Below are 18,677 nucleotides of genomic sequence, written 5' to 3'. Positions count from 1 at the left end.
GGGCGCGGGGCCATGCCGATCAGGCGTCCTGCTCGGGGCCGGGGACCGAGCTGGTGGCACTGCCGTCGCCCACGGGCTTGCGGCGACGGCGGCGGCGCTTCTTGGGGGCGGCTGCGCCGTCGGCCGTGAACTCGGCGGCGCCGTCACCGGCATCGGCTGCGTCGGCATCGCCGCCCTCGCGGGGGGCCGCGACGGGTGCAGGGGCGGGTGCAGGGGCGGGTGCAGGTGCCGGGCGCGGCACGCGCTTGACCACCGCCTGCTGGGCCTTCTGGCGGGTCTTTTGCTCTTCCTTGGCCTGGTCCATCAGGTCTTCGCGGCGCTCGTCGTCGGCGCCCTGGAAGTCCTGCCACCACTCCGCCAGGGCCTCCTCCACCTCGCCCACATCGGCGCGCAGGCGCAAGAAGTCGAAGCCCGCGCGAAAGCGCGGCTGGATCACCATGCCGAACGGCGTGCTGCCCACGCGCTTTTCAAAGCGGGGCTGCATGACCCAGATCTCGCGCATGTCTGCGGCCAGCTTGCCGCGGCCCGACACATCGCCGATGCGCTTGTCGAACACATCGTCGATGGCGTCCTGCAGCGCAGGCAGCGGGTGCTGGCGCTGGGCCAGGCGCTCCGTCCAGCTCTTGCGCACGTCTTCCCACAGCACGCAGGCCAGCAAGAAGCTCGGGGCCACGGGCTTGCCTTCGTTCACACGGCGGTCGGTGTCCAGCAGCGCGGCCTTCACGAACGGGGTGTCGGCGCGCTCCACCGCCACGTCCAGCAACGGGTAGATGCCCTTGGCCATGCCCAGCTTGCGCAGTTGCTCCACGCTCGCGATCGAGTGGCCCGTCTGCAGCAGCTTGAGCATCTCGTCGAACATGCGGCTTTGCGGCACGTCGGCCAGCAGGGTCTGCGACTCCACCAGGGGTGCGGCGGTCTTGGCCTCGATGGTGAAACCCAGCCCGCTGAGCTTGGCCGCAAAGCGCACCGCGCGGATGATGCGCACCGGGTCTTCGCGGTAGCGCGTGGCCGGGTCGCCGATCATGCGCAGCGTCTTCTTCTTCGCGTCCTGGATGCCCTTGTGGTAGTCCACCACGATCTGGCTGACCGGGTCGTAGTACATGGCGTTCACCGTGAAGTCGCGGCGCGTGGCGTCTTCGTCCTGCGGGCCCCAGACGTTGTCGCGCAGCACGCGGCCCGATGCGTCCACGGCATGCTGCATGCCCGCCAGGGCCGCCCTGGAGGTCTTCTCGTTGCCGCTGACCTGCTGCCCTGCGGCGCTGTTGTCCAGGTAGGCGCGGAAGGTGGAGACTTCGATCACCTCATGCTCGCGGCCCCGGCCGTGCACCACGTGCACGATGCGAAAACGCTTGCCGATGATGAACGCGCGCCGGAAGAGACCCTTGACCTGCTCGGGCGTGGCGTTGGTGGCCACGTCGAAGTCCTTGGGGCGCAGGCCCAGCAGCAGGTCGCGCACGGCGCCGCCCACGATATACGCCTCGTAGCCGGCCTGCTTGAGCGTGGCCACGACCTCGGCAGCCCGGCGGTCCACCAGCTCGGGGTCGATGCCGTGCACCGTGGCGGGCACCTCTTCGCGCTTGCCGAAATGGGGCTTGCCGCCCGAGGTGCCGGGGGTCGATTTGCCCAGCAGTTTGTCAATGAACTTCTTGATCATGGGTCAGCGAGTGAAGCAAAAGGTCTGGCGCTGGCGCGCGGGTGTCAGGAAGCAGCGTCCTGGCTGGCTTCAGTCTGGGGGAACAGGTCCAGTATGCGCCAGCCGCGCTCCTGGGCCAGCGCGCGCAGGCGCGGGTCGGGGTTGGTGGCCACGGGGCGGTTCACCTTCTCGAGCAGGGGCACGTCGTTCATGGAGTCGCTGTAGAACGTGCTGTCCACGTCCGCCCAGCCAAGCTGGCGTGCGGCCAGCCACTCTTCCATGCGGCGCACCTTGCCTTCGCGCATGGTGGGCACGCCGTCGATCTCGCCGGTGTACCAGCCACTGAGCGGGTCGCGCGCCAATTGCACGGCCAGCAGCGCATCGTCGGCGACGCCGAGCGCATGGGCGATGGGGCGGGTCACGAACTCGTTGGTGGCGGTGACGATCAGCACCGTGTCGCCCGCAGCCTGGTGCCGGCGGATCAGGTCGCGCGCCTGGGGCTTGATGGCCGGGCCGATCACCTCGCGCATGAACTGCGCATGCGCGGCCGCCGAAGCCTCGGGCCCGCGCAGGCGCACGGCCTCGGTCGCAAAGCGCACGTAGTCATGCACGTCGAGCGTGCCGGCCTGGTAGTGCGCATAGAACTCGCCGTTGCGCCGCGCGAACTCCACCGGGTCGTTCCAGCCGATGCGGATGGTGAACTCGCCCCACTCGTAGTCGGAGTCGAGCGGGAGCAGCGTGTGGTCGAGGTCGAACAGCGCAAGCCGCAGGGGGCGGGTGTCAGAGGTCATTCAGGTTCACAAAAGGCAAGGAAGGACGCGTCATCATTCCGATTCGAGCATCGTTTTGAGCAAGGGGATGGTGATCGCCCGCTGGGTGCGCAGCGCAAACGCATCGAGCTGGTCGAGCAGCAGCATCAGGCTGCCCAGGTCGCGCGAGAAGCGGTTGAGCATGTAGTCCATCACGTCGTCGCCCAGGAACACGCCGCGGGCGTCGGCCTCCTGGCGCAGCACCGAGCGGCGCTCGGACTCGCCCAGCAGCTGCAGCTGGAACACATGGCCCCAGCCCAGGCGGCTGCGCAGGTCGTCGCGCAGGGGCAGGTCGGCCGGGGGCAGGTTGCCGGCGGCCAGCACCCAGCGCTGGCTGCCGCTGGCCGGGCTGATGGCGTTGACGAACCAGTTGAACGCCGTGGCCTGCTGGGCGGTGTCGTACAGATGCACATCGTCCATGACGATGGCGGCCCAGTCTTCGTTGAAGTCCGGCGGCTCGGCCACCGACGGGTCGAGCCAGCCGACGCTGGCGCCCTGCTCCCGGAGGGACTGGCGCACCGCCTTGAGCAGGTGGGTCTTGCCGCTGCCGGGCTCGCCCCACAGGTAGGTGGGCACGGGCGACCGGGTGGCCAGGCTGCTGCCGTCCCCGGCGGCCAGGCGCAGGTGCTGCAGCGCGGCCTCGTTGGGGCCGGCGAAGAAACGGGCCAGGGTGGGCCCCGTGGCCAGGCCGATGTCCAGCGCCAGCTGCTTCATCATGCGCGGCACCCCTGCGGCCGGGCCAGGCCAGCGGTGGCGGGTGCAGGAGCGGCGGACAGGTATGGGATCGGCAGCGGCATCACAGGTGAATTGGAAGGTGCCTGACCCTAGAGCAACGGAGCAACTACGGCGGGCACCGCGGACAAGAGGCTGGGGCGCGGGGTCGCCCCGATCCGGCATCGCAAGGACGGGGGGCGACAGTGAGCGGGATTTTAGACTGCCGCCAACCGGCTTCGGGCGGCCGCCAGCGTTCCGGGCCCGGACGGCGGCGCCGGAGGGCTTGTGCGCCCTGCCCGGGGCACCCTGTCAATGGTGCCAAACCCCGGGCCGGTGGGCCCGGGCGCCCTCTGGTCGCGGGTTCGCGCCGCCTTCAGGCGAGTGCTTCCCACCGCCCGGTGCGCTCGGACTGCCAGAGCGCGTCGATCACCCGCGCCTGGGCCACCGCGTCGTCGATGCCCTGGGCCTGCGGGGCCGCACCGTCCCGCACGCGGCGCGAGAAGGCCTCCACCTGCAGCTGGTACTGGTCGCAGGCTGGCAGGGTTTCGGTGGTGATGCTGCTGCCGTCCAGCAGGCCGCCCTCGTCCAGCGCCAGGCGCATCTCGCCACCGCGCGCCGCGTTGAAGGGGATGAAGATCTCGATGCGGCCACGCGTGCCCACCACCTGCACCCGCTGGTAGCGCACGCTCTGCGTCGACACGGTGAAGCTGGCCTGCCTTCCCGCGCCGAAATCCAGCAGCGCACTGGTCAGCCGGTCGGTCCCCAGCGCCGGGTCGCGGTCCACCAAGGCGACGGCGCGCTGCGGCTCCGCCTCGAACAGATAGCGCCCGGCCAGCACCGCGTAGCAGCCGATGTCGTACAGCGCCCCGCCGCCGATGCCGGGCTGGTTGCGGATGTTGTGCGGGTCGTCGTTGAAGTACGAAAAGAAAACCTGAACCGCCTGCGGCGTGCCGATGCGCCCGGCCCGCACCAGCTCGCGCGCGCGGTGCCACTGCGGGTGGTGGCGCACCATGAAGGCCTCTTCGATGTGCACCTGGCCTGCGGCGGCGCGCAGTGTTTGGGCCTCTGCCGACGTCAGCGCCACCGGTTTCTCGCACAGCACATGCTTGCCGGCGGCCGCGGCCTGCAGGGTCAGCGGCACATGCAGGTGGTTCGGCAGCGGGTTGTAGATGGCCTCGATGGCCGGGTCGGCCAGCAGCTCTTCGTAGCTGCCATACGCCTGGGCGATGCCCAGTTGCTGCGCCGCCTGCCGGGCCGCTGGCAGCGTGCGCGAGGCGATGCCGCGCAACTCCACCAGCGGGCTCGCCAGCAGGGCCGGAATCACGTGCTGCATGCCGATCCTGGCCGTGCTCAGCACGCCCCACACCACAGGTTTCATACCAAGCTTTCGGTTCGTTGTTGTCAAAGATAGCTGTTGAGCAGGTTCTCCAGCAGCTCCTGCCGGCCCGACACCGGCCGCGTGTCCTGGTTGCGCTCCAGGGCGCGGTCGGCCACCTCGGCCAGTCCCAGTCGGCCGGCCAGCAAATCCTGGCCGAAGGCCGCGTTCCAGCCAGCATAGCGGGCGTCGACGTGGCGGGCCAGGCGGCCGTCGGTGACCATCTTCTCGGCGATCAGCAGCGCCCGGGCCGCGACGTCCATGCCGCCGATGTGGCCGTGGAACATGTCCTCGGCATCCAGCGACTGGCGCCGCACCTTGGCGTCGAAGTTGAGGCCCCCGGTGGTGAAGCCGCCGGCCTGCAGGATCAGGTACAGGGCCAGCGCGGTTTCGGGGATGTTGTTGGGGAACTGGTCGGTGTCCCAGCCGCACTGCATGTCGCCGCGGTTCATGTCGATGGAGCCGAAGATGCCCAGGTCGATGGCCGTGGCGATCTCGTGCTCGAAGCTGTGCCCCGACAGCGTGGCGTGGTTGGCCTCGATGTTGACCTTGATCTCCTTGTCCAGGCCGTAGCGGGCCAGAAACCCGTAGACCGTGGCGGTGTCGAAGTCGTACTGGTGCTTGGAGGGCTCGCGCGGCTTGGGCTCGATCAGGATGGTGCCGGTGAAGCCGATCTTGTGCTTGTACTCCACCACCATGTTCAAGAAGCGCCCCATCTGGTCCAACTCGTGGCCCACGCGGGTGTTGAGCAGGGTTTCATACCCCTCGCGGCCGCCCCACAGCACGTAGTTCTCTCCGCCAAGCTTGAGCGTCGCGTCCATCGCCTCCCTCACCTGCAAAGCGGCCAGCGCAAAGATGTCGGGGTCCGGGTTGGTGGAGGCGCCCGACATGAAGCGCCGGTGGCTGAAGAGATTGGCCGTGCCCCACAGCAGCTTCACGCCCGTCTGGGCCTGCTTGGCCTGCAGCACGTCCACCATCTCGTGCAGGTACCTCACGCTCTCGCGGGGGGTGCTGCCCTCGGGCGCCACGTCGCGGTCGTGAAAGCAGTAGTACGGCGTGCCCAGCCGGGCGAAGAAGTCGAACGCCGCATCGGCCTTCAGCCGCGCCGCGGCCATGGGGTCGGCCACCTGCTGCCACGGGCGCTCGAAGGTGCCGTCGTAGCCGAAGGGGTCGAAGCCGTTCCAGCAGAAGCTGTGCCAGTAGCACACGGCAAAACGCAGGTGGTCTTGCATGCGCTTGCCCAGTACCAGGCGGTCTTTGTCGTACCACTTGAAGGCCAGCGGGTTGGTGGAATCGGGGCCTTCGTAGGCGATGGGGGAGATGTCGGAGAAGTAGGTGCTCATAGTTTTCTCGGCTAAGGACGGAACATGGCTCGGGACAGGGCTCAGGACGGGGCTCGGGGACATCAGGGCCTGCGGTACAGGCTGCGAAACAAGGCATGGCGCGGCGCCAGCAAGGCGCGCTCGGCAGGGTCAGGCAGGTAGACGGTGTCGATGGGCGGCGGCAGGCACGCCCACTCCAGGGGAATGCCGACGCTCAGTGCGCCCAGGCGCGCGGCCCCCAGAGCGCCGCCCACGGCCGATCCGCCGTGGGTCACGATCTCCACGTTCAGCGCGCTGGCCAGCATCTGCGCCCAGAAGGCGCTGCGGGCGCCACCGCCCACCAGCGACAGGCGCGACACCTCGCTGCCCGCGGCATGCAAGGCCGCCAGGCCGTCCCGCAAACCAAAGCTCACGCCCTCCATCACCGCATAGCCCAGGCGTGCGGCGTCGGTGTCCATGTCCAGCCCGTGGAAGCTGCCGCGCACCCGCGCATCGTTGTGGGGCGTGCGCTCGCCGCTGAGGTAGGGCAGAAACACCGGCGCCGCCTCGCGGTCCGGGGCGCTCAGCGCCGCGGCGCGTGCGGCCACCTCGCCCGCGTCTGCAGCGCCCAGCAGGTGGGCCGCCCACTGCAACGCGCTGGCGGCGGCCAGCATCACGCTCATCTGGTGCCAGCGGCCCGGCACCGCGTGGCAGAACGCATGCGTGGCGCTGGCCGCATTCGGCTGGTACTGCGGTGTGACCACAAACAGCACGCCGCTGGTGCCCAGCGACAGGAACCCTTGGCCGGGCTGCACCGCGCCCATGCCCACGGCGCTGGCGGCGTTGTCGCCCGCGCCACCGGCCACCACGGTGCCGGGCCGCAGGCCCAGCGACTGCGCCACATCGGTCCGCAGGCGCCCGCTCGCTGCGCTGCCCTCCACCAGGCGCGGCATGTGCCGGCGCGCCAGGCCGGTCAGCGCCAGCAGTTCATCCGACCAGTCGCGGCGCTGCACATCGAGCCACAGGGTGCCGCTCGCGTCCGACAGATCGCTCACGTGCTCGCCGGTCAGCATCAGGCGCACATGGTCCTTGGGCAGCAGCACCTTGGCGATCTGCCGGAACACCGCGGGCTCGTGGCGTGCCACCCAGCGCAGTTTGGGGGCCGTAAAGCCGGGCATGGCCAGGCTGCCGGCCAGACCGCTCAGCGCCGGCAGCTCGCGCATCATCTCTGCGCACTCCTCGGCACTGCGCGTGTCGTTCCAGAGGATGGCGGGGCGCAGCACGCGGTCGTGTGCATCGAGCAGCACCGCGCCATGCATCTGGCCCGACAGGCCGATGGCCTCGGTGGCTGCGTATTCCTCGGGGTGCACGGCCCGCAGGCTGGCCAGGGCGTCCTGCGTGGCCGCCCACCAGTCGGCCGGGTCCTGCTCGCTGTGGCCGGGGTGGGGGCGCGACACCGACAGGGGCGCACCGGCGGCACCCAGCACCTGCTGGTCCGGGCCGAGCAACAAAGCCTTCACTTCCGAGGTGCCGATGTCGATGCCGATGTACATGGTGGATGGCTGCGTTCAGTGAAGAAGGGCGGGCGGTGTGGCGCCTGCCGGTGGTGGGCCCAGGGTCTGCTCGTCGGCCCCCGCCGCGGCCACTGCCGGTGCGTGCATGGGCCGCAGCTCGTGGTGCAGCACCAGCGCAGCCGCGCCCACGGCCGAGGCCAGCAGGCCGTAGCGGGCTGCGCGCACGGCGGGCGCCGCCACGCCCGCGCTGGCCGCGTAGGCATCGAGCGTGTCGCGGGCCTGCTGCACGATGCCGGGGTGCCGCTCGCACGAGGGCCCTCCCACCACCAGCGCGCCGGGGTTGAAGGTGGTCCAGAGGTTTTGCAGCACCACGCCCAGGAACACGCCGCCGCGCGCGGGGTCGCTCTGGCGCTCGAGCGCCCGGGCCCCGAAGAAGGTCTCGGCACACCCCCTGCGCCCGCAGGAGCACGGCGGCCCGTCGATCTGCAAAATGCTGTGGCCGATTTCTCCGGCCATGCCCTGCAGCCCGGTGAACAGCCGGTCGTTGAGCACGATGCCCGCCCCCACGCCCACGCCGCAGGTCACGAAGATCAGCGAGTCCGTCGCCTCACCATCTGCAAACTCGTACTCGCTGAGCGCGGCGGTGTCCGCCTCGTTCTGCACATGCACCGCCACCGGCGGGCTGCCCGCGTCGGCCAGCGCACGTGTGATCAGCGGCAAAAAGGCCACGTCGCGCCAGCCCAGGTTGGGCGCAAAGCGGATGGTGCCGGTGGCCTCGTCGAACGCGCCGGGCACGCCGATGCCCACGCCCGACACGGTGACCGGCCTGGCGGTCAGCTCGGCCTGCGTGCGCACCACCAGCGCCGCCACCTGGCGGCACACGGCGGCAGGGTCGCGGTCGGCCAGGGGGGCCTCGGCCGCGCACAGCACCTCGCCGGTGACCGACACGCCCACCACCCGCAGCGACTCGACGCCGATCTCCACGCCCACCATGGCACGGCGGCTGCCGTCCAGGCGCAGCGGTGTGGACGGGCGGCCCATGCCCTGCGCGGCGGCCAGCCCGGTCTCGGCGAGCCAGCCTTCGTCGATCAGCTCCCGCACCAGCAGGCTCACGGTGGATTTGGTCAGGCCGCTCTCGCCGGCCAATTGGGCGCGCGAGAGGCTGCCGCGCTGGCGCAGCAGTCGCAGCAGCACGCTGCGGTTGATGCGTTTGACAAGTTGCTGGTCGCCGGTGGTCTTCATGCGGGTGTGGGGGTCGGCGCAGGCTCGCCAAGGCGGTGGGTCTGCGCTTTTCCTTCGGGTTGTTTGCCTGCGATGATCATGCCCAGAACTTCGTCCTCGGTGACATCGGCCGTGCGGTAGGCGCCCACCATGCGCCCGTTCTTCATCACCGCCAGGCGGTCGCTGAGCCCGAACACATCGGGCATGTCGTGGGTGATGAGGAAGATGCCCACGCCTTCGGCCTTGAGCTGGCGCACCAGGCGGCCCACCATGGCGGTCTCCTCGGGGCCCAGCGCCGCGGTGGGCTCGTCCATGATCAGGATGCGGGCGTTGAAGTAGATGGCGCGCGAGATGGCCACCACCTGGCGCTGCCCGCCCGACAGGCGCCGCACCGGCGTGCGCACGTTGCGGAAGTTCTTGTTCAGGCGCTCGAAGACCTTGCGGGCTTCGGCGTCCATGCGGTGATCGTCCAGCGTGTTCCAGCGGGTGAGCAGCTCGCGGCCGAGAAACAGGTTGGCCACCGCGTCCAGGTTGTCGGCGAGCGCCAGCGTCTGGTAGATGGATTCGATGCCCAGCCGCTGCGCATCGGCCGGCGTGCGGATGTGGGCGCCCTGCCCCTGCACCAGCACCTCGCCGCTGTCGATGGGGTAGGCACCGGCCAGCATCTTCATCAGCGTGGACTTGCCCGCGCCGTTGTGCCCCAGCAGGGCCACCACCTCGCCCGGGTACAGGTTGAGGCTGACGTCGTCCACCGCCCGCACGCCACCGAACGACTTGCGGATGCCGCGCATTTCCACGAGGGGCGCGTTCATGCGGTGTCTCCGGTCAGGCGGCGGTACACCACGTCGAACACCACGGCCGCGATCAGCACCTGCCCGATGATCACGTAGCGCAGGCCGATGGAGATGTCGAGCAGCAAGAGCCCGCTGTCGATGCTCTGCATGATGAGCGCCCCCAGCACCGAGCCCAGGATGGAGCCGCTGCCGCCCGCCAGCGCCGTGCCGCCGATGACGGCCGCCGCGATCACGAACAGCTCCATGCCCGTGCCCAGCGAATTGGTGCCGGCGTTGAGCCGCGCGATCGAGACCATGGCCGCAATCGTGATGAGCACACCCATCAGCGCAAACAGCATCAGCGTGACGCGCCGCACCGGAATGCCGACCAGGGCCGCGGCCTCCGGGTTGCCGCCGATGGCGAACACGTAGCGCCCAAAGCGCGTGCGCCGCACGATGAACGACAGCACCACCGCCACGCCGCCCCAGATGAGCACGGGGATGGGCACGCCCTGCGGCGCATCCTTGGTGGGGATCTGGTACGCGTTCATGGTGGCGACAAAGCCCACGGCGATCACCGCCGGCACGGCCGCCACCAGCGCATCGAGCCACAGTGCGGGGTTGGGCACGCCGTACGAGGCCTTGGCCCGGCGCCGCAGCCAGGTCTTCAGGCCCAGCGCCACCACCAGCACCACGGCCAGCACCCAGCTGGCCTGCACGCCGATGGCGCCATCGAAGCCGCCACCCAGGCGCTGAAAGAAACTGTCACTGACCGGCTGGGTCTTGCCGTCGGCCACCATGAAGGCCGCGCCGCGAAACGACATCAGCCCGCCCAGCGTGACCACGAACGACGGCACCCCCAGCATCGCCGTGAGCGCGCCCTGGTAGAGCGACACACCGATCGCCACCGCCAGCCCGGCGAGCGACGCCGCCACCCAGTGCCAACCAGCGGTGTACATCAGCGTGGCGATCAGCACGCCGACGAAACCCATCACCGAGCCCACCGAAAGATCGATGTGGCGCGCCACGATCACCAGCACCACCACCGTGGCCACGATGCCGACCACGGCCGTTTGCTGGGCGATGTTGTAGAGGTTCTCGGGCGACAGGAACAGGCCGCCCGAGAGGATGTTGAACACGATGGCGGTGACCACCAGGACGGCACCCATCAGCACCAGCCGCCAGTCGATGGCCAACTGCCTGAGGGCATGGGGAACAGGACTCACAAGCGCACTCCGCCAAAATTGTTCGTGAAGGGACCGGGCGCAGGCCGGCCCGCCGCGCGCGGCAGGGTCCCGCTCCCGGTCCGGGAGCTTCAAAACGTGTTGTTCAGCCACCGGGCGGCATGCAGCGCCGCGCCGGGGTCACGTCACTTGCAGGCGGCGGGCGCCTTGGCCGCATCCACACCCTTGCACAGCGCGTCCTTCTGGATCCAGCCGGCCTTCACGACGAGGTCGAGGTTCTTGGCGGTGATGGGCACGGGTTTCAGGAACTGCGCCTGCAGCGGCACTTTCTTCTCGCCTCCGTTCCAGGTCTGGGCGCCGGCCACCTTCTGCCCCTTGGCCAGCGCGACGGCGGCGGCCGCCGCGTCGCGGCCCAGGTCGCGGGCGTCCTTCCAGACCGACACGGTCTGCGAGCCCTGGGCCACGCGGTTGAGCGCCGCATGGTCGCCGTCCTGGCCGGACACCGGAATGCCCTTGATGCCCTTGGCCGTGAGCGCCGCCACCACACCGCCGGCCGTGCCGTCGTTGGAGGCCACCACGGCGTCGATCTTGCCGCCGCTCTTGGTGATGATCTGCTCCATGTTCTTTTGCGCGACCTCGGGCTTCCAGCCTTCGGTGTATTCCTCGCCGACGATCTTGATGTCGCCCTTCGTGATGGCCGCCTCGATCACCTCTTGCTGCCCGCCGCGCAGGAAGTTGGCATTGGGGTCGGTGGGCGAGCCCTTGATCATCACGTAGTTGCCCTTGGGCTTGGCCTCGAACACCGCGCGGGCCTGCATGCGGCCGACCTCGACATTGTCGAAGGTGATGTAGAACACGCCGGGCGCTTCGATCAGGCGGTCGTACGCCACGACCGGGATCTTCTGCTGCGCGGCCTTGTTGACCGCGGGCAGGATCGCGTCCTTGTCCATCGCCAGCACGATCAGCACCTTGGCACCCTTGGCGATCAGCGAGTCGACGTCGGACAGCTGCTTCTCGGGCGAGCCGCCCGCGTCGGCGCTGATGTAGCTGGCCCCGAGCTTGGCCAACTGGTCCTTGATGGCTTTCTCGTCCGTCTTCCAGCGCTCTTCCTGGAAGTTGGACCAGCTCACGCCCACCACCTGGGCGAAGGCGCTGGCGCCGGACAGGCCCAGCACCAGGGCTGCCAGGGCGGTCAAGGTTGTCTTCAATTTCATTCTTGTCTCCATTGATGGCCTCGTGCGGGCCTTGGTTGGTGTGAACGACGTTGACTGTCGCGCCGCAACCCCTCTCGCTGAACCCTGCAGGCTGCAGTCCGTGGCGGGCAGTTCCCCTTCCGGACCACCGCCTTCCGACGACATAGTGCGGACGACGAACTAATTATGGAAGGGCCGAACCGGCGCACACATCCGGGCAAACCCGACATAGTTTGATGAGTGAACTTATTAGTTGCACAGCCGTGGAACCGAGCTGTGGGGGATGCCGCGGCATCCCCCGCGGGCGGCCGTCGCGGCGCGCGGTGGCCGGCGTGCGCGTGTGATGGCACCGCCCGGGTGCCAGCTTCAAATCCCCCGCCCAGTCAGGGCTGAGAAAGTCCGTCCCGGGCGTGCCGCTTAAAATCCTCGGATTCCAGCCCGCCCGGCGGGTCTACCAGCACCAAAGCCCCTTCCATGAGCTCCTCTGCCTCCTCCACCCCCATCTCGTACAAAGACGCCGGCGTTGACATCGACGCGGGCGACGCGCTCATCGAGCGCATCAAGCCGCTGGCCAAGAAGACCATGCGCGAAGGCGTGCTGGCGGGCATCGGCGGCTTTGGCGCCTTGTTCGAAGTGCCCAAGCGCTACAAGGAGCCTGTGCTGGTGTCCGGCACCGATGGCGTGGGCACCAAGCTCAAGCTCGCGTTCGAATGGAACATGCACGACACCGTGGGCATCGACCTGGTGGCCATGAGCGTGAACGACGTGCTGGTGCAGGGCGCCGAGCCCCTGTTCTTCCTGGATTACTTCGCCTGCGGCAAGCTCGATGTGGACACCGCCGCGGCCGTGATCGGCGGCATTGCCAAAGGCTGCGAACTCTCCGGCTGCGCGCTGATCGGCGGCGAAACCGCTGAAATGCCCGGCATGTACCCCGCAGGTGAATACGACCTGGCCGGCTTTGCCGTCGGTGCGGTCGAAAAGGCCAAGATCCTGACCGGCCAGGACGTGAAGCCCGGCGATGTGGTGCTGGGCCTGGCCAGCCACGGCGTGCATTCCAACGGCTTCAGCCTGGTGCGCAAGTGCATCGAGCGCGCGGGCGCCACAGCCCCGGCCACGCTGGACGGCAAGCCCTTCAAGCAGGCCATCATGGAGCCCACCCGCCTGTACGTGAAGAACGTGCTGGCCGCGCTGGCTGCCCACCCGCACACGCAGGATGCCGGCGGCATCAAGGCCCTGGCCCACATCACCGGCGGCGGCCTGCTGGAGAACATTCCCCGCGTGCTGCCCGACGGCACCGCCGCCCACCTGACCAAGGGCAGCTGGCCCCAGACCGAGCTGTTCGCCTGGCTGCAGAAGACGGCCGGTATCGACGACATCGAAATGAACCGCACCTTCAACAACGGCATCGGCATGGTGGTGGTGGTGGATGCTGCCGCCGCAGAAGCCACGGCTGCCACGCTGCGCGCCGCGGGCGAGCAGGTGTACGCCATCGGCACCATCGCCGCACGTGGCGAAGGTGCTGCCGTGGTCGTGGCCTGAAGTGATGCAATGCCCCGCCGAGCCGCTTCGCGGCTTCTCCCCACTCTCGCAGGATAGAACCCTGCGGGCGGGGGGACGGCAGCAGCACGGCGGAGTGGCCCGAGCGAGGCGTCCGCTGGCCGGGGCTGCGCCAGTTGCTGACCATGCGGTCGATACCGAGCACCGTGGCTAACCAACATCCCACCACCCTGCCCCCGCTCGCCGCGACGCAAGGCATCGTGATCGCCAGCTATGTGCTCATGGCGGCCACGCTGCTGCTGGTGATGTGGCGGGGGCTGCTGCCGGGCTTGTTGTGCGTGTGCCTGGGTTTTCTGCTGACGCGGGCACTCACCCGCTGGTTCGCGCAGGGTCTGAGCCGGGTGCGGCGCCAGGCCCATCCTTCGGTCTCGGCGTTGCGCGTTGCGCAGATTGCGGCCGCCGCACTGGTGATGCTGCTGCCACTGGCGCTGCTGGCGGCGGGGCTCACGCATTCGCGCGGCTATCTGGTCACCGCACCGCAGCAGTACCAGGAGCTGCTCAACTACATGGCGCGCACGGTGCTGGAGCTGCGGCTCAAGCTGCCGGAGGACATGGCCGCGCACCTGCCCGAAGGCGTGGCCGACATCCAGCGCATCATCGCCAGCTACCTGGGCGCCAAGGCAGGCGCACTGGCCATGGCCGGCCGTGCCTGGCTGGCCGGCGTGCTGTTTGCCTATGTGGGCCTGCTGATCGGCGCCCTGGCCGCCGTGCGCCCCGCGGTGCTGGCGCGGGGGCCGCTGGCGCAGCAACTGCGGCTGCGCATCACGCTGTTCGGCGAGGCGTTCCGGCAGATCGTCGCCGCGCAGTTCTGGATCGCGGCGTTCAACACCCTGCTGACGGGCCTGTTCCTGTTGTTCGTGCTGCCGGTGTGGGGCCTGGAGCTGCCCTACACGCCGGTGTTGATCACCTTCACCTTCATCGCCGGGCTGGTGCCCATCGTGGGCAACCTGGTGTGCAACGTGGTGATCACCATCGTGGGCCTGTCGGTGTCGCCCCTGGCGGCGGCGGCCTGCCTGGGCTTTCTCATCCTGATCCACAAGGCCGAATACGTGATCAACGCCAAGGTGGTGGGCCGCCGCACCCAGATGGGCGTGTGGGAGCTGCTGTCGGTGATGTTCGTCGCCGAGGCGGTCTTCGGCCCCGCGGGGCTGGTGGCGGCACCACTGTTCTATGCGTACCTGAAAAAGGAACTGGTGGCGGCGCGGCTGGTGTAGCCGGCCTGCGCACCACGGCCGGCCCTCTGCCTGGATGGATCGAACGGGCTGACCTGCGTTGCGCCCGACACCGCGCAGGACACCCGCGCCAGACGCTACCAAAAGCATAGCTTCCAGCGCTTTTCTATCAAGCGCCAGCCGCTGTTTTTGATCAAGCTTTCCTGCGATCGAACTGTTTGGCCACAAAAGCCCAGATGAGCGCGGACGCATCGGGCCCGGCCGGGTCGCTGTAGGGCTGGTCGGCCGCGCCGCCGCTCCATGCGTGCGCCAGGCCCACCACCTCGCGCAGTGCCACCACGGTGCGGCCGCGGGCCTTGAACTCCGTCACCTGCGTGGCGTGGCGTTGCCCGCGCTGCAGGATGCGCACCGCCCCGGCGCGGGCACCCAGCTTGTCGGCCCACAGCGCCGCCGTGGCGGTGGCATTGCGCACCGACACCACGCTGTCGGCGTTGCCGTGCAGTACCAGCAGGGGGGGCAGCGCGACGGCGGCCCCCGGCGCGCCTGCGGCCACTGCGGCGGCGGCCGTGGCCGTGGCACCGCGGGGCTGCGCAGGCAGATCGGCCGCAGCCCCCAGCACGGGCTCGGGCAACTGCGCCTCGCGCCGTCCGCCCATCGCGGCCATGGCGGTGGCAGCGGACTCTGCCGTGCCCGGGGCCACCCCCGAGTGCATGGCCACTGCGCAGAACCGGTGGGGGTAGGTGGCCGCCATGAGCACCGCCATGCTGGCCCCCGCCGACAAGCCCGCCACCCCCACGCGCGACAGGTCCACCGGCTGGCGGCGGGCCACCTTGTCGACGGCAGCCAGCAGCGTGGCCGCTTCGGCCTCGGCCTTGCCGCTGCGGCGTTCGAACCAGTTCCAGCAGCCGTGTGCGTTGGCCACGCGCTCCTGTTCGGGGTACAGCACCAGGAAGCGCTCGCGCGCGGCCAGCCGGTTCATGCGCGACGACACGGCCAGATCGCGCCCCGTCTGGCCGCAGCCGTGCAGCATCACCAGGAGCGGAAAGGTCTCGCCAGGCCGTGCCACCAACCCCGGCGGCACGAACAGGTGGTAGCGCCGCGCCCCGGCCGGCCCCGGGGCCACGCCGGCCAGCCACTCGCCCCGCACCGCCGCCACCCGCGGCTTGCGCACGCGGCTGGCACTGCGTGGGGCCGCAGGCGCCCGCGCGGGGGCCAAAGCCCCTGCCCGCAAGGGCGACACCGCCTTCAGCGATTTTGTCTTCTTGGGCGTGGCCGCGGGCCGCGTGGCGCGCACCAGGGCCTTGAGGTTGCGCTGGTACGCCCGCGTCAGCGCCGACAGGGAGAACATGCGTGAACGTCGGGCCATGGGTGTGGATGAAGCGGTAGAGGCAGTGGCAGTGGCGGTGTCGGGGAGGCCTCGGTGACGAGGGCGCTGGAGAAAAGCGTGATCGACAGATAAGGGAAAACCCTAGCCACCTTAACAGCATCTCGGGCCCTGCGCGCATCTACTATCAATTTGATAGCTTCTAGCGTACTCCAGGCAAGCGGTAGAGGCCATTTTTTGCCATATTCCAAGTCCTTCAACTGCGCTGTGGACGGTGGCGTGCGCCCGGTCTGCCCATCGGGCCTGCAGGATGTCTCAATTTGATCGAAATGTGTCCCGCGGGGTTCGGACGTGCTCCTGCAGGCCAGGCACCATAGGCGCCATGCCTTGAACCATGGCATCCGCCCCGTCTCACTGCGATGTCCCATAGTGATGGCACCGTGATGACGCTGGACGGATGCCCGATGGATCACCCAAAAACCCACACACCAGGACCCACCACCATGCGCGCCACCGTCTGTGAACTCCCCCACCTCCCCGCGCTGCTCGACCGCGCCTGGGCGGCGCTGTGCGCGCACACCCGCGCCGAGCGGTCGACGCTGGTGCTGCTGCCCGAGTTTGCGTTCGTCGAGCCCGTGTGGGAGACCCTGCCCCCGGACCCCGCCCGCTGGGATGCCGCCGTGGCGCTGAGCGATGCCTGGCAGGCGCGCCTGCACGAGCTGGGCGCCGACTGGGTGGTGGGCGCACGCCCGGTCACGGTGGGCGGGCGGCGCCTCAACGAAGGCTTTGCCTGGTCGCGCCTGGGCGGCTACACGCCGCTGCGGCGCAAGTTCCACCTGCCTGACGAGCCCGGCGGCTGGGAGGCGCACTGGTTCGAGCGCGGCGATGCGGCCTTTCCCCGCTTCGACGCCGGGGCCCTCGCGTTCGGGCTCAACATCTGCTCCGAACTCTGGGCCCTGGACACCTACGGCGACTATGCCGCGCTGGGCGGCGTGCAGGCCATCCTGTCGCCGCGCGCGACGGCTGCCGCCACCACCGCCAAGTGGCTGGCCGTGGGCACCGTGGCCGCCGCACGCACCGGGGCGTACAGCCTGTCGTCCAACCGCGTGGACACCGCCGCCGGCACCTACGGCGGCGCGGGCTGGGTCATCAGCCCCGACGGCGTGCTGCTGGCGCGCACCTCGCCCGCACAGCCGTTTTGCACGGTGGACTTGGACCTGCAGGCCCCGGCCGCCGCGCAGGCCACCTACCCGCGCTACGTCTTTTCTTCGACTTCACCACGGCCATGACCTCAATCACTGCAGCTCCGCACCCCCTGAACATCGCCATCCTCGTCTTCGACGAGGTGGAAGCGCTGGACCTGGGTGGCCCCTACGAAGTGTTCACCACCGCCACCCGCATGCAGCAGCGCCTGCAGCCCGGCGCACCCGCGCCGTTTGCCGTGCAGTGCGTAGCCCGAAGCCTGGCGCCCGTGCAGGCGCGTGCCGGCCTGCGCGTGCTGCCGGACGCCGACTTCACCACCGCCACGGCGCCCGACGTGCTCATCGTGCCCGGCGGCGTGGTGGATGCCGCCGCAGCCTGCGCCCAGACCCGTGCCTGGGTGGCGCAGGCGGCGCGCGGCGCGCAGATCACGGCGTCGGTGTGCACCGGCGCGTTCATCCTGGCGGCGGCCGGCGTGGTCACCGACGGACCTGTGACCACGCACTGGGAAGACATTGCCGACCTGCGCGCGCAGTTTCCAGCGCTCGACGTGCGGGAGAATGTGCGCTGGGTGGACCGGGGCGCCCTGGTCACATCGGCCGGCATCAGCGCGGGCATCGACATGAGCCTGCACCTGGTGACGCGCCTGGTGAGCGAGGCGCTGTCAAAGCGCACTGCCCGCCAATTGGACACGCCATGGAACCCGCAGCCCTGACCCCACCCACCCCCATCCACGTCTACTTCGCCCTGCTGCCCGGCAGCCTGGTGCTGGACTGGGCGGGCCCGGCCGAGGCACTGCGCATCGCCAACCAGACCTTGCGCGCGCGCGGCTTGCCCGAGCGATTCGTGCAGCACTTCGTGAGCCCCACGCCCGAGTCACTCTCGTCGGTGGGGGTCGCGATCAGCGGGCTGGCACCGCTGCCCGACACGCTGCCCAGCCCGGCGTGGGTGGTGCTGGTCGGCCTGGTGGGCCAGCGCATCGATGTGAGCGGCCAAGAAGCGCAGGCGCTGCTGCACTGGCTGCGCGGCCTGCGCCTGGCGGCCGGGCTGCTGGAGCTGGTGACCGTGTGCGCGGGTGCCGTGCTGGCGGCGCACGCGGGGCTGCTGACCGGGCGGCACGCCACCACGCACCACCTGCACCTGGACGAGCTGGCCGAGGTGGACCCGCGCTGCGACGTGGTCGCCAACCGCGTGTTCGTGACCGACGGGCCGGTGTACACCAGCGCGGGCGTCACCACCGGCATCGACCTGCTGCTGCACCGCATTTCGGACCTGTGCGGCCCCACGGTGGCGGTGCAGGTGGCGCAGGCCATGGTGATCGTGCTGCGCCGCGGGCCGGATGACCCGCAGTTCTCGCCGTTTCTGCACCACCGCAACCACCTGCACGCCGCCCTGCACCGCGTGCAGGACGCCGTGGGCCAGCAGCCCCAGGCCCAGTGGAGCGTGCCCGCCATGGCCGAGGTGGCGCATACCTCGCCGCGGCACCTCACGCGGCTGTTTCTGGAGCATGCGGGCATTGCCCCGCTGGCCTACCTGCGCCGCATCCGCCTGGCCACGGCCGAGGCGGCGCTGCAGTCCGGGCGCAACGTGACGCAGGCGGCGCAGATGGCGGGCTTCAGCTCCGACACGCAGTTGCGCCGCGCCTGGCACCAGTTCGGCCGGGGCGGCACGCCCTCCCAGGGCGCGGGGCGGGGTCAACCCCACTGA

16 protein-coding genes are annotated in these 18,677 nt (G+C 69.9%); 5 read left to right on the top strand and 11 right to left on the bottom strand.

The annotated features are described in order from the left end of the window. Positions 1–19: 19 nt before the first annotated feature. From pcnB to xylF, 10 genes are all read right to left on the bottom strand, one after another. A complete protein-coding gene (gene pcnB / locus ACSQ3D_RS20530; protein WP_436128130.1) occupies positions 20–1,654 on the bottom strand; it encodes a polynucleotide adenylyltransferase PcnB in 1,635 nt (544 codons plus the stop codon). Positions 1,655–1,698: 44 nt separating this feature from the next. Further along, entirely contained in the window at positions 1,699–2,424 is a 726-nt protein-coding gene (locus ACSQ3D_RS20525; RefSeq protein ID WP_396503625.1) for an HAD family hydrolase, read from the bottom strand. Between the two features lie 33 nt (positions 2,425–2,457). Then, positions 2,458–3,156: a DnaA regulatory inactivator Hda gene (gene hda, locus ACSQ3D_RS20520; RefSeq protein WP_396503913.1), complete on the bottom strand. Its 699-nt coding sequence runs from the start codon at positions 3,154–3,156 to the stop codon at positions 2,458–2,460. 373 nt (positions 3,157–3,529) lie between these two features. After that, a complete protein-coding gene (locus tag ACSQ3D_RS20515) occupies positions 3,530–4,534 on the bottom strand; it encodes a Gfo/Idh/MocA family protein (RefSeq protein ID WP_436128129.1) in 1,005 nt (334 codons plus the stop codon). Between the two features lie 23 nt (positions 4,535–4,557). Next, positions 4,558–5,874, bottom strand: coding sequence for a xylose isomerase (gene xylA, locus ACSQ3D_RS20510; protein ID WP_436128128.1), 1,317 nt, complete (start codon positions 5,872–5,874; stop codon positions 4,558–4,560). Positions 5,875–5,936: 62 nt separating this feature from the next. After that, the gene (xylB, locus tag ACSQ3D_RS20505) at positions 5,937–7,385 is read right to left on the bottom strand and encodes a xylulokinase (protein WP_436128127.1); all 1,449 of its coding nucleotides are present in this window, start codon (positions 7,383–7,385) and stop codon (positions 5,937–5,939) included. Positions 7,386–7,400: 15 nt separating this feature from the next. Continuing rightward, positions 7,401–8,588, bottom strand: coding sequence for an ROK family protein (locus ACSQ3D_RS20500; RefSeq protein WP_436128126.1), 1,188 nt, complete (start codon positions 8,586–8,588; stop codon positions 7,401–7,403). Beyond that, complete coding sequence (locus ACSQ3D_RS20495; RefSeq protein ID WP_396503630.1) at positions 8,585–9,379, bottom strand: ATP-binding cassette domain-containing protein; 795 nt, start codon at positions 9,377–9,379, stop codon at positions 8,585–8,587. Before ACSQ3D_RS20495 ends, ACSQ3D_RS20500 begins: the two co-directional genes overlap by 4 nt. Further along, positions 9,376–10,509, bottom strand: coding sequence for a sugar ABC transporter permease (locus ACSQ3D_RS20490; protein WP_436128201.1), 1,134 nt, complete (start codon positions 10,507–10,509; stop codon positions 9,376–9,378). Before ACSQ3D_RS20490 ends, ACSQ3D_RS20495 begins: the two co-directional genes overlap by 4 nt. A gap of 200 nt (positions 10,510–10,709) precedes the next feature. Continuing rightward, a complete protein-coding gene (gene xylF, locus ACSQ3D_RS20485; RefSeq protein ID WP_056165270.1) occupies positions 10,710–11,738 on the bottom strand; it encodes a D-xylose ABC transporter substrate-binding protein in 1,029 nt (342 codons plus the stop codon). A 453-nt stretch (positions 11,739–12,191) separates the two neighbouring features. Between xylF and purM the strand changes: the two genes are divergently transcribed. Then, complete coding sequence (gene purM, locus ACSQ3D_RS20480) at positions 12,192–13,256, top strand: phosphoribosylformylglycinamidine cyclo-ligase (RefSeq protein WP_010459230.1); 1,065 nt, start codon at positions 12,192–12,194, stop codon at positions 13,254–13,256. Positions 13,257–13,399: 143 nt separating this feature from the next. Beyond that, complete coding sequence (locus ACSQ3D_RS20475; RefSeq protein WP_056413103.1) at positions 13,400–14,488, top strand: AI-2E family transporter; 1,089 nt, start codon at positions 13,400–13,402, stop codon at positions 14,486–14,488. 151 nt (positions 14,489–14,639) lie between these two features. Here ACSQ3D_RS20475 and ACSQ3D_RS20470 read toward each other — a convergent pair whose 3' ends face one another. After that, complete coding sequence (locus ACSQ3D_RS20470) at positions 14,640–15,812, bottom strand: extracellular catalytic domain type 1 short-chain-length polyhydroxyalkanoate depolymerase (RefSeq protein WP_436128125.1); 1,173 nt, start codon at positions 15,810–15,812, stop codon at positions 14,640–14,642. A 461-nt stretch (positions 15,813–16,273) separates the two neighbouring features. Between ACSQ3D_RS20470 and ACSQ3D_RS20465 the strand changes: the two genes are divergently transcribed. Genes ACSQ3D_RS20465 through ACSQ3D_RS20455 form a run of 3 tightly spaced genes read left to right on the top strand, consistent with a single transcriptional unit; the run spans position 16,274 to position 18,677 of the window. Further along, on the top strand, positions 16,274–17,059 hold the full coding sequence (locus ACSQ3D_RS20465) for a carbon-nitrogen hydrolase family protein (protein WP_436128124.1): 786 nt from the start codon (positions 16,274–16,276) through the stop codon (positions 17,057–17,059). Continuing rightward, positions 17,056–17,685, top strand: a complete 630-nt coding sequence (locus ACSQ3D_RS20460) for a DJ-1/PfpI family protein (protein WP_056167932.1) — start codon at positions 17,056–17,058, stop codon at positions 17,683–17,685. Before ACSQ3D_RS20465 ends, ACSQ3D_RS20460 begins: the two co-directional genes overlap by 4 nt. Continuing rightward, positions 17,667–18,677 carry a GlxA family transcriptional regulator gene (locus ACSQ3D_RS20455; protein ID WP_436128123.1) on the top strand — a complete coding sequence of 337 codons (1,011 nt, stop codon included), beginning with the start codon at positions 17,667–17,669 and terminating at the stop codon, positions 18,675–18,677. Before ACSQ3D_RS20460 ends, ACSQ3D_RS20455 begins: the two co-directional genes overlap by 19 nt.

The organism is Acidovorax sp. LjRoot117 (assembly GCF_964252695.1).
Lineage (GTDB): Bacteria > Pseudomonadota > Gammaproteobacteria > Burkholderiales > Burkholderiaceae_C > Acidovorax.
Note: the sequence above shows the minus strand (reverse complement) of the source record. Positions and strands in the feature narration are given on the sequence as shown.

Bases quoted from the DNA above. Each gene is read 5' to 3' on its own strand.
- ACSQ3D_RS20475 (WP_056413103.1), top strand. From the start codon at position 13,400: ATGCGGTCGATACCGAGCACCGTGGCTAACCAACATCCCACCACCCTG.
- xylA (WP_436128128.1), bottom strand. From the start codon at position 5,874: ATGAGCACCTACTTCTCCGACATCTCCCCCATCGCCTACGAAGGCCCC.
- hda (WP_396503913.1), bottom strand. From the start codon at position 3,156: ATGAAGCAGCTGGCGCTGGACATCGGCCTGGCCACGGGGCCCACCCTG.
- ACSQ3D_RS20525 (WP_396503625.1), bottom strand. From the start codon at position 2,424: ATGACCTCTGACACCCGCCCCCTGCGGCTTGCGCTGTTCGACCTCGAC.
- ACSQ3D_RS20500 (WP_436128126.1), bottom strand. From the start codon at position 8,588: ATGAAGACCACCGGCGACCAGCAACTTGTCAAACGCATCAACCGCAGC.
- xylB (WP_436128127.1), bottom strand. From the start codon at position 7,385: ATGTACATCGGCATCGACATCGGCACCTCGGAAGTGAAGGCTTTGTTG.
- ACSQ3D_RS20460 (WP_056167932.1), top strand. From the start codon at position 17,056: ATGACCTCAATCACTGCAGCTCCGCACCCCCTGAACATCGCCATCCTC.
- ACSQ3D_RS20490 (WP_436128201.1), bottom strand. From the start codon at position 10,509: ATGGGTGCCGTCCTGGTGGTCACCGCCATCGTGTTCAACATCCTCTCG.
- pcnB (WP_436128130.1), bottom strand. From the start codon at position 1,654: ATGATCAAGAAGTTCATTGACAAACTGCTGGGCAAATCGACCCCCGGC.
- xylF (WP_056165270.1), bottom strand. From the start codon at position 11,738: ATGAAATTGAAGACAACCTTGACCGCCCTGGCAGCCCTGGTGCTGGGC.
- ACSQ3D_RS20465 (WP_436128124.1), top strand. From the start codon at position 16,274: ATGCGCGCCACCGTCTGTGAACTCCCCCACCTCCCCGCGCTGCTCGAC.
- ACSQ3D_RS20470 (WP_436128125.1), bottom strand. From the start codon at position 15,812: ATGGCCCGACGTTCACGCATGTTCTCCCTGTCGGCGCTGACGCGGGCG.
- purM (WP_010459230.1), top strand. From the start codon at position 12,192: ATGAGCTCCTCTGCCTCCTCCACCCCCATCTCGTACAAAGACGCCGGC.
- ACSQ3D_RS20515 (WP_436128129.1), bottom strand. From the start codon at position 4,534: ATGAAACCTGTGGTGTGGGGCGTGCTGAGCACGGCCAGGATCGGCATG.
- ACSQ3D_RS20495 (WP_396503630.1), bottom strand. From the start codon at position 9,379: ATGAACGCGCCCCTCGTGGAAATGCGCGGCATCCGCAAGTCGTTCGGT.
- ACSQ3D_RS20455 (WP_436128123.1), top strand. From the start codon at position 17,667: ATGGAACCCGCAGCCCTGACCCCACCCACCCCCATCCACGTCTACTTC.